This is a genomic window from Nocardia sp. NBC_01329, from assembly GCF_035956715.1.
Taxonomy (GTDB): domain Bacteria; phylum Actinomycetota; class Actinomycetes; order Mycobacteriales; family Mycobacteriaceae; genus Nocardia.
On the sequence record NZ_CP108381.1, the window covers coordinates 457,702 to 472,247 of the forward strand.

The following is a 14,546-nucleotide window of genomic DNA, read 5'->3' on the forward strand; positions in this document are numbered from 1 at the left end:
GCCCACATACTCGCCATCCACGGATCAGTGCGATGCGCCATCTCCCGGGGTGACCCGAGCGCGCTAGCCTCGGCACGCGCTAGCCTCGGCAGTAGGACAGTCCGAACCTACCCGCCGAGCCTCGTCGAGCCGAGATGTCTTCGCGGCCCGTCGCGTAGGGCTCAGGCAGCGCCCACACAAGCGCAGAACAGGGTCGCGGGTTCCTCCGGGGCCTGGGCGCGGATGTCTTTGTCGGCGGCCGAGACCCAGGCGGCGCCGCCTCGGGTGAGCGAAACCTCGGAGTCGCCGTCCAGCAAGCGGGCTGATCCGGCCGTGCACAGCACGATTCCCGGGCCGGCGTCGGTCAGGGGCACCAGCGCAGGACCGGCGGTGAGGTCGAAACGGCGCAGAGCGAATTCCGGTGCGGGCGTGTGGTAGCGGACCGAACCGTCACCTGCCGGTTCGGGAAGGACCAGCGGTAGGTCGATCGGTTCGAAGTCGAGGACTTTCAGCAACTCCGGGACATCGACGTGTTTGGGTGTCAGCCCGCCGCGTAGCACGTTGTCGGAGTTGGCCATGATCTCGACGCCGACGCCGTGCAGGTAGGCGTGCAGATTGCCGGCGGCGAGGAAAAGGCCTTGGCCGGGTTGCAGGGTGATCCGGTTGAGCAGCATCGCGGCCAGTACGCCGGCGTCGCCGGGGTAGGCCTCGGCCAGTTCCAGGGTGGTGCGGGCTTCGGCGGCGAATTCGCGTTCGGAATTGGACAGGTAGCGCACGCAGCCGTCCAGCACAGTCGGCAGTAGCTTGTCCAGGACAGTCGGCGGGAGGGTGATCCAGCTGGTGAAAAGGGTTCGCAGGCCGTCGGAATCGGGTTGGGCGGCGAGTAGGTCCGCGTATTGGTTCAGGGAGGTGACGTCCAGGGCGCGGAACAGGTCCACAGTGCGCAGCGGGTCGCGGAAACCGGCGAGTGCTTCGAATCGTTCCAGGGCGACCACCAGTTCGGGTTTGTGGCTGTCGTCGCGGTAGTTGCGCATGGGCGAATCGAACGGCACCCCGGTGCGGTTCTCCCGGGCGAACCCGGAGCGCGCCTGTTCGGCGCTCGGGTGCGCTTGCAGCGACAGTGGTTCTTCGGCGGCCAGGATCTTCAGTAGGAACGGCAGCCGGTCGCCGAAACGCTCGGCGGCCGTGCCGAGTTCTTCCCCGGGGTTCTCCGAAACCACCTCCAGCAGTGACCGGGTGCCGTTGTCGGTGCGGAGGTAGGCGGGGTCGGCCGGATGGGCACCGAACCACAGTTCTGCTTCCGGATGCGCCGAGGGGACCGGACGGCCGCAGAGTTCGGCGAGCGCGGTGCGCGAGCCCCAGGCGTACGAGCGAAGCGCACCCACGAGTTCGTGCACTAGTACTGTCCCCCGTCGTAACTTTCCGGACCGCTCGCCGCGATCGCCCGGCCGCCGATCAGCCGCAGATAGGCCGCCGCCATCTCCCAGCGCAGCGCGAGTACGGCGAGACGTCCCAGTTCTCCGCCGATCGGCGTGGGAACGGGTTGGGGGACCGGGGTTCCGGCTCGCGATGGGTCGGCCGGAGCCGATTCGAGATCGGCGGTGATCAGGTCGGCGTCCACGGTGCCGCCACCCGCGCCACCGAAAACGGCGATCTTGCGGCGGGCCGTCACGATATCGGATTCCGTGCTGCACACGAAGATCCGCTTCTTCTCCACCGGTGGCGGGCCGTCGAGTTGTTCGTCGTGGAACAGCGGGTCGTAGTCGGGAGCGGCCACGGTGGCGGCGTTCACCAGGTGCGGTAGGGCTGTTATCGCTACGGCCAGTTCCACAGCGGTGGCGGTGCGGCCCGCCGATTGCAGTAGCACCTCCGCTGCGTGCACGGCCAGCTCGGTGGTGGCCGCCGTGTCGCCGGCGACGATCAACCCGAGCTGCTGGGTCCGCGCGGCCAGGTTTTTGGCGGGATTGTGGAAAACCTCGTGTTGGGGGCCGTCGCGCAGCGCCTCGATGTCGAGGACATCGGCCAGCTCACCCAGTTCGGGCAGGAATGTGGCGCTGCGGTGGCCGTCGATCGCGCGCAGCACCGCGATCCCGACACCGAGGTAACGCAGCAGGCGGTTCTCGTCGAGTACGGGCACCCGGGGTGCCAGCAGGGCCGCCCGCCCGGCCGCGGCGGCACGCAGCGGCCCTTCGTCCGGGGCTGCCACGACCACTTCGGCGCCGCGACGCAGCGCACGGTCGACCCCGTCGATGAGCAGGGGATCTCCGGCGTCGTCTCCGGCCACCAGCACCACATCCAGCGGCCCTACCCAGGCGGGTACCGAGGTGGCCCGGACCAGGGGGAGCCCGGCCCGGTCACCGAGCGTCGCGACGAGCAGGGCGGCGGCCCGGCCGGCCCGGCCGGGGCCGGATACCAGCAGCAGGCTTCGCGGGCGCAGACCGTCCAGGCGGGCGAGCGCCCCTTCTGCCACGGCGGCCGCGGTGGCACGCACCTGGGCGCCACCGGACGCGGCCGAACGGAGGGCCCCGCCGGTATCGGCGGCCTCGAGCATTGCGGCATCGTCCAGATCGAGTACCGGGGTGTCAGCGATCATCGGGCGTGGCACCTCCCCTCATCGCGCTGTTGTCGGTCTCGGCCGCCACCGCCCGCGTCGTGGACACCGGGCCTTGGAACGGGCGAATCCACGGTGTGTATTTCCACTATTCCAGTCAGGCGCGGACGATGCGCAGGATCTCGGTCACGAGTGCGTCTACTTCGTCCTGCGACCTGGCTTCGACGTTGAGGCGCAGCAGCGGTTCGGTATTGGAGGCGCGGAGGTTGAACCAGGCGTGGTCGGGTAGTTGCACGGTGACGCCGTCCAATCGGTCCACCGAGACTGCCCGCCCCGCGAACGCGTCGATGACGCCGGCGGTCCGGCCGGCGGCGTCGTCGACGGTCGAATTGATTTCACCGGAGGCGGCGTAGGCGGTGTAGGACGCCATCAGCTCGGAAACGGACCGTTTGTCCTCGCCCAGGGCGGCCAAGACGTGCAGGGCGGCCAGCATGCCGGAATCGGCGCCCCAGAAATCCCGGAAGTAGTAGTGCGCGGAATGCTCACCGCCGAATACCGCACCCGAAGTGGCCATCAGTTGTTTGATGAACGAATGGCCCACCCGCGAGCGCACCGGGTTGCCGCCCAGTTCGGTCACCAACTCCGGGACCGACCGCGAGGTGATCAGATTGTGGATGATGGTGGCCCCGGGCTCCTCGGCGAGTTCCCGTTCGGCGACCAGCGCGGTGATGGCCGACGGCGAAACGGGTTCACCCAGCTCGTCCACCACGAAGCAGCGGTCGGCGTCGCCGTCGAATGCCAGGCCGATATCGGCGCCGCAATCGCGGACCAGGGCCTGCAGATCCACCAGATTCTTCGGATCGAGCGGGTTGGCCTCGTGATTGGGGAAGGTGCCGTCCAGTTCGAAGTACAGTGGGACCACCTCGACCTGCGGCAGCGCACCGAGCACGGCGGGAACGGTATGCCCACCCATCCCGTTGCCTGCGTCCACCGCGATGGTCAGCGGGCGGATGCTGCCGAGATCGACCAGATCGCGCAGGAAGGCGGCGTAGTCGTCGAGCAGATCGACCTCGGTGGCCGTGCCCGGTTCCCCGTCGTGACTCGGTACGCCGGAGATCAGCTCGTCCGCGATGGTCGCCAACCCGGTGTCCTGGCCCACCGGCAGCGCGCGCGGGCGACAGAGCTTGATGCCGTTGTAGCGCGCCGGATTGTGGCTGGCGGTGAACATGGCGCCCGGGCAGTCGAGCCGCCCCGAAGCGAAATACAGCTCGTCGGTGGATGCCAGCCCGATATGGACCACATCCAGGCCCTGGGCGAGCACGCCCTCGGCGAAAGCGGCCACCAGCTCGGGAGATGAGGCGCGCATATCGTGGCCGATCGCGATGCGTCGTGCGTCCTCGCCCCGCATCAGCCGGGCGAACGCCGCCCCGGTGTCCCGGACGAAGCCGGCGTCGAGTTGGTCGGTGACCACACCGCGGATGTCGTAAGCCTTGATCACCGCGTTCACGGACTCGGCAGAGCGGGCGACTGTCATGGCGACTACCCTAGTGCGTGCGTTGACGGCCCCGCCTCCGGCGGGGCGATAGAAGCAGCTCAGCTGGGGGGATCGGGGAGTACCCGCAGATGTCCGCGGCGGCCGGTGCGAGTGGGGCGCGGCGGGGGAGTGTGTTCGCGGTAGCCCCGCTGGTCGGGTTCCGGCGGGCGGCGGCGTAATCCGGCTTCCCGGACGGCCTCGGCGAGCGCGGTCAGATCGTCGTCGTCGGGGCTGGTGGAGAAGCCGCCTTCGTGCCGGACCATATCCCAGCCCTTGGGGGCGGTGATCCGGGAGGCGTGGGTCGCGCAGAGATCCCAGGAATGAGGTTCGGCCACCGTCGCCAACGGGCCCACCACCGCGGTGGAGTCGGAGTAGACATAGGTGAGCGTCGCGACGGCCGGATTCTTGCAGCCGGGTCGGCAGCAACGACGCATGGAGATCACGCCGTCGAGCGTAACCCGCCCCACCCGCGCGGGTGGGGCAGACACGCTCATGGATCTGCCCACGCACGGCGCGGCGCAGTGTGATTCGTACCGCTTCGGGTGTGAACAGCCGACCATTCGAACAATGACCGTACCCACTTCCCCAGATCGATCACAGCTCCCCCGAAGACCCACATTCCCTCCACGCCGGATATCCCGCCTCAGTTGCCGGGGTCACGAGGGCCCCGACCCCGCAGCGCCGAAGGCGACGCCTATTCCGGTTCGGGGTCGATCACGTCCGGGTCGACCCCGAGGTAGGTCGCGATCTGCTGCACCAGGACCTCGCGCAGCAGTTCCACCAGATCGTCGGGGTCGCCGGCGCGTAGTTCGAGGGGTTTGCGGAACAGCACCACCCGGGCGCGGATGGGCGTGCCGTGCCGGTCGACACCGGCCGGGATCAGCCGGGACAGCGGGACCGGGCCGTCGGCGACCACCTCGTCCGGCCAGGTCACCGAATCAGGGTGCAGTGGACGGATTTTGGGCACATCGTCGACGGCGATATCGAGTTTGGTGAGGCGATCGTGCCAGCGGGTGTCCAGCGGGGCGAATGCTTCCAGGACCAGCCGGTCGAATTTCTGGCCCCGGGTGCGCCAGGCCGGAACAGTCGGCGGCAGCATCGGGCCGCGGACACCGCGGCCGCGACGGCTGACCGACCGGGCGGTCGGGGGTCTGCGGTTGCGGGATCGTGCCATGAGCAGAACGTTAGTCAGTTATCTCCGATCGCGACGGCCCGCCCCGGCTACATGCTCCGGGGCGCACCGACGCGAGCGGTACGGCCGCATACGGTCGCCGATCGTCAGCCGATACCGCGCTTGAGGCGCCGGCGCTCCCGCTCCGACAGGCCGCCCCAGATTCCGAAGCGCTCATCGTGCGCGAGCGCGTATTCCAGGCATTCGTCGCGGACCTCGCATCCCAAGCAGATGCGTTTGGCCTCGCGGGTGGAGCCACCCTTCTCCGGGAAGAAGGCCTCCGGGTCTGTCTCCGCGCAGAGTGCGCGTTCTTGCCACTGTTCTTCGATGGAGCCGAACATCTCGTCGAAACCGGTCACGATCAGGCTGAGCCGGGGAGTCGATTCATGCTCGTTCCGATCAGGTCCGGACCAGCCGTTTTCAGCAGCGACGCCTTGTGCTGCGCCTGCTGTGGAATCGGTTCGCGATACACCCACCGGAATGCCGGCCGGGGCCAGATCATCGGCCATCGCTCCGCCTCCTCATTGTGTGTTAGCGCAGAATGAATTCATTTCCGTCGATCGACGCGCACGCCGACGGCCAAACTCCGCGACGTTGTCTCGCGGACTTCCCCGAACGTGTCATTCCAATTCGAACATCTGTTCGAGTTTCCATGCGCGCCTTGTACTTCCCGCGCGACCCGGAATGACATGTCTGTGATTAGACACGCCGCCTGTGGTGATGGTCAAGCCACCGTCACTATTCCGTTACTATCCCGCGCAGCATTCCGAGTCGATCTTGTGACCCGAATAGCAAATGAGCGGCAAATATAGCGGAACGCGCACTATTTCCCGCGCGGCATAGGGTGTACAGATGTGACTTCACAACAAGCGGACAGCGCACCCGCCAATGGTCCCCGTATCGTCGTCCTGGTCGGCGGAGTCGGTGGCGCGCGGTTCCTGCTGGGCGTCCGGGAGCTGCTCCCCGAGGCGGAGGTTTCCGCGATCGTGAACGTGGGCGACGATGTCTGGATGCATGGGCTGAGAATCTGTCCCGACCTCGATACCTGCATGTATACGCTCGGTGGCGGAATCGACCCGGAGCGCGGTTGGGGCCGGTTGGGTGAAACCTGGCACGCCAAGGAGGAGCTCGCGAAATATCATGCGCAGCCCGACTGGTTCGGACTGGGCGACCGCGATATCGCGACGCACCTGGTTCGTACCGAAATGTTGCGCGCCGGGTATCCCCTCTCGGCGGTTACCGAGGCGCTGTGCAATCGATGGCAACCGGGCGTGAAACTCCTCCCGGCAACTGACGATCGCTGTGAAACGCATGTTGTTATCAGCGATCCGGACAGTCCTGGCGAACGCCGCGCGATCCATTTCCAGGAGTGGTGGGTTCGGTACCGTGCCGACGTCGAAACCCACGGATTCGCCACAATCGGGGCGGATGAGGCCAAACCGGCACCGAATGTGACTGAACTCATAGCCGGTGCGGATGTTGTATTACTCGCTCCATCGAACCCGGTTGTGAGCGTCGGATCGATCCTCTCGGTGCCCGGAATTCGGGGCGCGCTGCGCACCACCGAGGCCCCGGTGATCGGGGTGTCGCCGGTGATCGACGGAAAGCCGTTGCGCGGGATGGCCGACGAATGCCTGTCGGTGATCGGCGTGGAGACCTCGGCGGAGGCGGTCGGGCGTCACTACGGATCTCGTTCGGCCACAGGCATTCTCGACGGCTGGCTGATACACACCACCGATACCGCCGAGGTTCCGGGTGTGCAGGTGCGCAGTGTTCCCCTTTTGATGACCGATCCGCCCACCACCGCCGAAATGGTGCGTGCGGCTCTCGAGTTGGCAGGAGTTAAGCCGTGACCAGCGTGAACCCGTCGGTGGAGGCCGCGATCCCCGATCATTCCGCGACGCAATTGCAGATCCTGCCGATCACCGGATTACCGGAATTCCGGCCCGGTGACGATCTTGCCGAACATATCGCCGCCCGGGCTCCCTGGCTCACCGACGGCGACATCCTGGTGGTCACCAGCAAAATCGTCGCCAAGGCCGAGGGGCGGATCGTCGCGGCACCGACCGATCCCGAGGAACGCGATACCGCGCGGCGCCGCCTTGTCGAACAAGAGGCGGTGCGGGTCGTGGCCCGCCGGGGTCGCACCCTCATCACCGAGAACCGTCTCGGCATCGTGCAGGCCGCGTCCGGGGTCGACGGGTCCAACGTCGAAAACGACGAATTGGTACTGCTGCCCGCCGATCCCGATGGCAGCGCAAAAGGTTTGCGGTCGGCGCTGGGCACCCGGCTCGGGGTGGAGATCGCGGTGGTGGTCACCGACACCATGGGCCGTGCCTGGCGCAACGGACAGACGGATGTGGCGATCGGCTCCGCGGGTTTGCCCGTGCTGCACGACTACGCGGGCGCCGTCGACGGGCAGGGCAACGAACTCCAGGTCACCCAGGTGGCGATCGCGGACGAATTGGCCGCTGCCGCAGACCTGGTCAAGGGGAAGCTCGGCGGTGTCCCGATCGCGGTGGTCCGAGGGCTCACCGCGGTCGACAACGGTTCGACAGCAGCCGATCTGGTGCGCCCGGGCACCGACGATCTGTTCTGGCTCGGTACCGCCGAGGCGATCGAGCGGGGACGTGGGGAAGCGGTGCTGCTGCGCCGATCGGTCCGCGCCTTCGCACCGGATCCGGTGGAACCCGAACAGATACGCACCGCTGTCGCGGTGGCACTCACCGCGCCGGCGCCGCACCACACCCGCCCGGTACGGTTCGTCTGGTTGCGCGATGGTGACCGGCGGCAGCGTTTGCTCGAGACGATGGCCGAGAAGTGGCGGTCCGATCTCGCGGCGGACGGCCTGGACTCCGAGCGGATCGAGCGGCGCGTGAACCGCGGCCGCCTGCTGTTCGACGCGCCGGAGGTGATCATCCCGTTCTGCGTCCCCGACGGAGCTCACGATTATCCCGACGAACGACGCCGAGACGCGGAACGGACCATGTTCACCGTCGCGGTCGGTGCCGCGGTCCAGGGACTGCTGGTCGCGCTCGCGACCGAGGGGCTGGGCAGCTGCTGGATCGGGTCGACCATCTTCGCCCCGGAGGTGACCCGGGAGGTGCTCGGCCTGGCCGACGAATGGATCCCGCTGGGGGCCATCGCGATCGGGTATCCCACCGAGGAACTCACCCCGCGTGCGCCGCGCGACCCCGATACCTGCCTGGTCGAGCTGTGACCGCCGAATCGCTGCACGCGTCGGCAACCGATCTGCTGACTGCATGGAAACCGGCCCTTGGCTCCGACGCCTCGCTGCGTGAGGCGATGCTCGCGTTCCTTGGCGCGGCTCCCCGCGGTTGCCTGCGTGAGCACGTACCCGGTCATATCACCGCCTCGGCCGTGGTGTTCTCGCACGACGGCGGGGAAGTACTGCTCACCTTGCATCCGCGGGTAGGGCGCTGGATCCAGCTCGGCGGGCACTGCGAGCCCGCGGACGAGACCGTGGCCGATGCCGCGCTGCGCGAGGCCACCGAGGAATCCGGTATTCCGGGACTGCGGCTCGAACCGGAACTCTACGGCGCCCAGGCTCATCCGATCACCTGTTCACTGGGCGTACCGACTCGTCATCTGGATCTGCTGTTCCGGATCACCGCGCCGGCCGACGCTGTCCCGGTTCGCAGTGCCGAATCCACCGATCTGCGGTGGTGGGCGGTGCGCGATCTGCCACCGGACGCCGATGTACTGATCCGGTGAGACTGCCACTGCTCGGCCGATCACGGTCGAGCAGTGGGTTCGGTGGGCGACGGACCGGGAGCCATCCGCTTCATAAAGTATGCGTGACCCGAATCCGTTCTTTACCGAACGCATAGACGTGTCCGCTCCAGGGCCTCTTCGCGCTTACCGTCGAAGTGAGTGTGTTGCGTACGTGACGGTGCACCGGTGTATCGCGGCCGGTACACGCTGGGACGATATCCCCGACGATTGGACGTGTCCGGACTGCGGGGCGGCCAAGTCGGATTTCTTCATGATCGAAATCGAGCGAACTTGAAACTTTGACTCCCGCGGTGCATTCGTGCAAGTGTCGCTGATATGCCGAGCACCGGGTCCCGGAATGCGAACCAGGGGTCTGCGCGTGAGTTGCTGCGCACAGCCGTCCTCGACGCGATGCGAGACCTGTTGTTGCAGCGTGACTGGTCCAAGATCACGCTCACCGAGGTGGCGGCCGGAGCCGGGGTGAGCCGGCAGACCCTCTACAACGAATTCGGCTCCCGTGGTGGCCTCGCCGAGTCCTATGCCATTCGGCTCGCCGATGATCTCGTCGACCATGTGGAAACAGCGCTGGCCGCCAATATCGGCGACGCGCAGGCATCCATCCGAGAAGGCCTGGCGAGCTATTTCCACGATTCCGCGCAGGATCCGCTCGTGCGGTCGCTGCTGCTCGGGGAAGTGAAACTCGATCTGCTCCGGCTCATCACCCTCGACGCCGGCCCGTTGATCGCGCACGCCACCGAGCGGCTGTCGACGGTGATGCAGCGCAGCTGGATCGCTTTGACCCCGGCGCAGGCTCTCACCTTCGCGCATGCGCTGGTGCGTTTGGCGATCAGCTATATCCCGACACCGCCCCCGGCCGAGCACGACGCACCCGCCGAACTCGGACGCGTTTTCAGTCCCTACGTCGCCGCCGTGCTCGCCGAACGCGAGTTGCGATGAATTCGCCACGATGGTGAGCCGCCGGTAAGGTACCTGCATGTAACAATGCCCACGTTCGGGGCGAACAAAGACTCATCAGTGACGCAGGTTCTGCAACGATGTAGGCCGCTGTCGGTTCGGTTCTCAGTAGCGGAGCAAAAGTGCAATTGGTTGGCAAGTCGACTGGATCGGCCGATCCCAAACGCCATCTGTGGATTCTCGGACTGATCGCGCCGGCCTGTGCGCTGTTGCCCTCGCAGTTGGTGTTGCACACCGGCCTCGAGGTGTTCTGGTGGCTCGGGCCGATCGTGGTGCTGGTGATGATTCCGCTGCTGGACGTGCTGGTCGGCGACGACGGCACCAATCCTCGCGACGAGGACTACGAGACTCTCTCCAACGATCGTTTCTATCGCTGGTGCACCTATCTGTTCCTGCCCTTCCAGCTGATCGGACTCACCCTCGCCGGTTATCTGTGGTCCGGCGCCGAGCTGAGCATCGTCGACAAGATCGGGCTCGCCACCACCCTGGGCCTGGTGTCCGGGATCGGTATCAACGCGGCACACGAACTCGGGCACCGGGTGGAACACCTGGAACGCCTGCTCGCGAAGATAGCGCTGGCGCAGTCGGGGTACGGGCATTTCTTCGTCGAGCACAACAGGGGCCACCATGTGCGAGTGGCGACCCCGGACGATCCCGCCAGCGCCCGGCTCGGTGAGAGTTTGTGGAGATTCCTGCCGCGCAGTGTGGCCGGTGGATTCCGCTCCGCGATCACGCTGGAGCGGGAACGGTTGCAGCGGACCGGTAGCGGCTGGTGGAGCCTGGGTAACCACATTCTGCAGGCATGGTCGATGACGGTGGTGCTGTTCGGCGCCCTGATGCTGGTCTTCGGCTGGCAGATCCTGCCGTATCTGTTGCTGCAGGCGGTACTCGGCGCCGGACTGCTGGAAACGGTCAACTACATCGAGCACTACGGGCTGCTGCGGGAACGCAGGCCCAACGGGCGGTACCGCCGCTGCACCCCGCGGGACAGCTGGAACAGCGACCGTCTGGTGACCAACATCTTCCTGTTCCATCTGCAGCGGCACAGCGATCACCACGCCAACCCGGGCCGGCGCTATCAGACCCTGCGCAGCTCGAACGAGGCGCCCCAGCTGCCCGCCGGATACGCGGCGATGGTGGTGCTCGCCGTGATTCCGCCGCTGTGGCGCCGGGTCATGGACAAGCGCGTACTCGCCCATTACGACGGCGATATCACCCGGACAAATCTCGCGCCCGGTAAGGAACAGCGCGTTCTCGCGGCCGTGCGGGGACGGGTCGCGGCCTGATCACCGGCCCCGGACGGGCGTTACCGACCGGCGATCGCGTCGACCGGCACACCCGCGCCACAGCGTCGGGGAACCCGCTAGCCTTGCGGTCGAGACCGATACCGAGAGAAGGCTGATCCACGCTGATGACGACCTCCGAACTGCCTCGAACCTCGCTGAGCACCGACACTCGCAACGGTGTCGAATACAAGGTCGCGGATCTGGCGCTGGCCGAATTCGGCCGCAAGGAGATCCGGCTGGCCGAGCACGAGATGCCAGGGCTGATGGCCCTGCGCCGCGAGTACGCCGATGTCGCCCCGCTGAAGGGCGCGCGGATCTCCGGTTCGCTGCACATGACGGTGCAGACGGCCGTACTGATCGAAACCCTCACCGCACTGGGCGCACAGGTGCGGTGGGCTTCCTGCAATATCTTCTCCACCCAGGACCACTCGGCCGCGGCCGTGGTCGTGGGCCCGCACGGCACGATCGACGCGCCGCAGGGCACTCCGGTTTTCGCCTGGAAGGGCGAGACGCTGGAGGAATACTGGTGGGCCGCCGAACAGATGCTCACCTGGCCGGGCGAACCGGCCAATATGATCCTCGACGACGGCGGCGACGCCACCATGTTGGTCCTGCGCGGCGCCCAGTTCGAGAAGGCCGGGGTGATTCCGCCCGCCGACGAGGAGCATTCCGCGGAATACACTGTTTTCCTGAACCTGCTGCGCGAGCGGTTCGAAACCGATAAGGGCAAGTGGAGCGCGATCGCCGAGAGTGTCAAGGGCGTGACCGAGGAGACCACCACCGGCGTCCTGCGGCTCTACCAGTTCGCCGCGGCGGGCGAGCTGACTTTCCCGGCTATCAACGTCAACGATTCGGTCACCAAGTCGAAGTTCGACAACAAGTACGGCACCCGGCATTCGCTGATCGACGGCATCAACCGCGGCACCGATGTCCTCATCGGCGGTAAAAAGGTGCTGATCTGCGGGTACGGCGACGTCGGCAAGGGTTGCGCGGAATCGCTGGCCGGTCAGGGTGCCCGGGTCCAGGTCACCGAGATCGATCCCATCAACGCCCTGCAGGCGCTGATGGACGGTTTCGATGTGGTGACCGTGGAGCAGGCGATCGGCGACGCGGATATCGTCATCACCTCCACCGGCAACAAGGACATCATCACCCTCGAGCATATGAAGGCGATGAAGGCCCAGGCCATTCTGGGCAATATCGGCCATTTCGACAACGAAATCGATATGGCGGGCCTGGAACGTTCCGGTGCGACGAAGTTGAACATCAAACCCCAGGTCGACCTGTGGACATTCGGTGAATCCGGTAAGTCCATCATCGTGCTGTCGGAGGGGCGTCTGCTCAACCTCGGCAACGCCACCGGCCACCCCTCGTTCGTGATGAGCAACAGCTTCTCCAACCAGGTGATCGCCCAGATCGAACTGTGGACGAAGCCGGAGGAATACGACAACGAGGTCTACCGCCTGCCCAAGGTGCTCGACGAGAAGGTCGCCAAGATCCATGTGGAGGCGCTCGGCGGCACCCTGACCAAGCTCACCAAGGACCAGGCCGAGTACATCAATGTCGATGTCGAGGGGCCGTTCAAGCCGGAGCACTACCGGTACTGATCCGGTTGTCCGCAGGAGGCCGCCGGCGCGGGAGATGCCGGCGGCCTCCTGCTGTCCGGGGCCGGGGCCGCGGACCTCCCGGCCGATTTCCGTGGATCGTCGGGTTCCGGCCGAGCACGGCTCCGCCGGAACCCGACGTGAGGTAGTGGTCGGCACAGGCGGATCCTCTTCCCGTCCCGTCGGTTGTAGTCCGGGAGAACCGGCGAGAGGATTCGCGTGCGACCGGGGTATTCTGCCTGGACATGGGAGTGTTGATAGCTATCGAGGGCCTCGACGGTGCGGGTAAACGTACCTTGATCGGCCATCTGGCGGCGGCCCTCGAACAGCGCGGACTGCGTGTCGACACCTTGGCTTTCCCGAGATACGGTCGCTCCGTGCACGCCGACCTGGCCGCGGAAGCTCTGCACGGTGGACACGGCGATCTGGCCGGATCGGTGAATGCCATGGCGGCACTCTTCGCGCTGGACCGAGCCGGGGCTGCCGACGAACTCGCAAAACTACTGGCCGGTAATGATGTGCTCCTGCTGGACCGCTATGTCGCTTCCAACGCCGCCTACAACGCCGCGCGACTGGGCCAATCCGCGGACGGGGAAATAGTGCGCTGGGTCGGCGAATTGGAATTCGGCCGTTTCGAGCTTCCGATACCCCGGGTGCAGGTGCTCCTCGACGTGCCCACGGAGGTAGCCGCGCTACGCGCCCGCCGCCGAGGCGAACTCGACGAGTCCCGTGCGCTCGACGCCTACGAGCGCGACGGCGGATTACAGAACCGTACCGCCGAGGTGTACCGTGATCTTGCTCGGCGTGATTGGTATGGAACCTGGTGGGTTTTCCGGTCCACCGAAGAAGAAGGTTCCGGCCGACTCGCCGACGAAACGAACTCATTGGCCGCGCGGCTCGCCGCATTGGTCGCGAATTAGTGTTGGATATCCGGCGGGAACGCGCCATTGTGTGGCGTGGCGGCCCGTTACGAGCGCGGGAGATGACAACATAGTAACTATGAAGCCGAAGATTCTGGTCGTCGACGACGATATGGCGCTCGCGGAGATGCTCACCATCGTCCTGCGGGGCGAGGGGTTCGATCCGCACGTGGTCGGCGACGGCACCCAGGCCCTGTCGGCAGTCCGTGAGATCCGCCCCGATCTGGTGCTGCTCGATCTCATGCTGCCCGGGATGAACGGCATCGATGTATGCCGGGTGCTGCGCGCCGACTCCGGTGTGCCGATCGTGATGCTCACCGCCAAGACCGACACCGTCGATGTGGTACTCGGCCTCGAATCCGGGGCCGACGACTACATCGTCAAACCGTTCAAGCCCAAGGAACTGGTGGCCCGGGTACGGGCCCGGCTGCGCCGTACCGAGGAGGAGCCGGCCGAGCTGCTGAACATCGCCGACGTCGTCATCGATGTTCCGGCGCACAAGGTCACCCGTGAGGGCACGCAGATCTCGCTCACGCCGCTGGAGTTCGACCTGCTGGTCGCATTGGCCCGCAAACCCCGCCAGGTGTTCACCCGCGAGGTACTGCTGGAACAGGTCTGGGGTTACCGGCACGCCGCCGATACCCGGCTGGTGAACGTCCATGTGCAGCGACTTCGAGCGAAGGTCGAGAAGGATCCGGAGAATCCCGAGATCGTTCTGACCGTCCGCGGTGTGGGGTACAAGGCCGGTCCGCCGTGATCCGGCTCGCGTTTCCGGGTCCGGAGGCACTACC

14 protein-coding genes and 1 pseudogene are annotated in these 14,546 nt (G+C 66.5%); 9 read left to right on the forward strand and 6 right to left on the reverse strand.

What is annotated here, in order from left to right; genetic code table 11:
- Positions 1-161: 161 nt before the first annotated feature.
- From manA to OG405_RS02095, 6 genes are all read right to left on the reverse strand, one after another.
- Complete coding sequence (manA, locus tag OG405_RS02070) at positions 162-1,376, reverse strand: mannose-6-phosphate isomerase, class I (protein WP_327149950.1); 1,215 nt, start codon at positions 1,374-1,376, stop codon at positions 162-164.
- On the reverse strand, positions 1,376-2,572 hold the full coding sequence (locus OG405_RS02075) for a tobH protein (protein ID WP_327149951.1): 1,197 nt from the start codon (positions 2,570-2,572) through the stop codon (positions 1,376-1,378). Before OG405_RS02075 ends, manA begins: the two co-directional genes overlap by 1 nt.
- Positions 2,573-2,687: 115 nt before the next feature.
- Complete coding sequence (locus tag OG405_RS02080; RefSeq protein ID WP_327149952.1) at positions 2,688-4,064, reverse strand: phosphomannomutase/phosphoglucomutase; 1,377 nt, start codon at positions 4,062-4,064, stop codon at positions 2,688-2,690.
- A gap of 59 nt (positions 4,065-4,123) precedes the next feature.
- On the reverse strand, positions 4,124-4,498 hold the full coding sequence (locus OG405_RS02085; RefSeq protein WP_442790811.1) for a DUF3499 domain-containing protein: 375 nt from the start codon (positions 4,496-4,498) through the stop codon (positions 4,124-4,126).
- A 260-nt stretch (positions 4,499-4,758) separates the two neighbouring features.
- Entirely contained in the window at positions 4,759-5,238 is a 480-nt protein-coding gene (locus OG405_RS02090; protein WP_168165638.1) for a metallopeptidase family protein, read from the reverse strand.
- Positions 5,239-5,342: 104 nt separating this feature from the next.
- The gene (locus OG405_RS02095) at positions 5,343-5,576 is read right to left on the reverse strand and encodes a WhiB family transcriptional regulator (protein ID WP_030523343.1); all 234 of its coding nucleotides are present in this window, start codon (positions 5,574-5,576) and stop codon (positions 5,343-5,345) included.
- 513 nt (positions 5,577-6,089) lie between these two features.
- Here OG405_RS02095 and cofD point away from each other — a divergent pair.
- From cofD to mtrA, 9 genes and pseudogenes are all read left to right on the forward strand, one after another.
- A complete protein-coding gene (cofD, locus tag OG405_RS02100; protein ID WP_327149953.1) occupies positions 6,090-7,088 on the forward strand; it encodes a 2-phospho-L-lactate transferase in 999 nt (332 codons plus the stop codon).
- Positions 7,089-7,093: 5 nt separating this feature from the next.
- Entirely contained in the window at positions 7,094-8,455 is a 1,362-nt protein-coding gene (locus tag OG405_RS02105) for a coenzyme F420-0:L-glutamate ligase (RefSeq protein ID WP_327152607.1), read from the forward strand.
- Positions 8,452-8,970 carry an NUDIX hydrolase gene (locus tag OG405_RS02110; RefSeq protein ID WP_327149954.1) on the forward strand — a complete coding sequence of 173 codons (519 nt, stop codon included), beginning with the start codon at positions 8,452-8,454 and terminating at the stop codon, positions 8,968-8,970. Before OG405_RS02105 ends, OG405_RS02110 begins: the two co-directional genes overlap by 4 nt.
- A gap of 190 nt (positions 8,971-9,160) precedes the next feature.
- Positions 9,161-9,265, forward strand: a pseudogene (locus OG405_RS02115) (rubredoxin); the annotation flags it as partial.
- A gap of 41 nt (positions 9,266-9,306) precedes the next feature.
- On the forward strand, positions 9,307-9,927 hold the full coding sequence (locus OG405_RS02120) for a TetR/AcrR family transcriptional regulator (RefSeq protein WP_327149955.1): 621 nt from the start codon (positions 9,307-9,309) through the stop codon (positions 9,925-9,927).
- Between the two features lie 140 nt (positions 9,928-10,067).
- The gene (locus tag OG405_RS02125; protein WP_442790644.1) at positions 10,068-11,231 is read left to right on the forward strand and encodes an alkane 1-monooxygenase; all 1,164 of its coding nucleotides are present in this window, start codon (positions 10,068-10,070) and stop codon (positions 11,229-11,231) included.
- 125 nt (positions 11,232-11,356) lie between these two features.
- Positions 11,357-12,838 carry an adenosylhomocysteinase gene (gene ahcY, locus OG405_RS02130; RefSeq protein WP_327149956.1) on the forward strand — a complete coding sequence of 494 codons (1,482 nt, stop codon included), beginning with the start codon at positions 11,357-11,359 and terminating at the stop codon, positions 12,836-12,838.
- A 242-nt stretch (positions 12,839-13,080) separates the two neighbouring features.
- Entirely contained in the window at positions 13,081-13,755 is a 675-nt protein-coding gene (locus tag OG405_RS02135) for a dTMP kinase (protein WP_327149957.1), read from the forward strand.
- Between the two features lie 79 nt (positions 13,756-13,834).
- Entirely contained in the window at positions 13,835-14,512 is a 678-nt protein-coding gene (mtrA, locus tag OG405_RS02140) for an MtrAB system response regulator MtrA (protein ID WP_442790645.1), read from the forward strand.
- Positions 14,513-14,546: the final 34 nt, after the last annotated feature.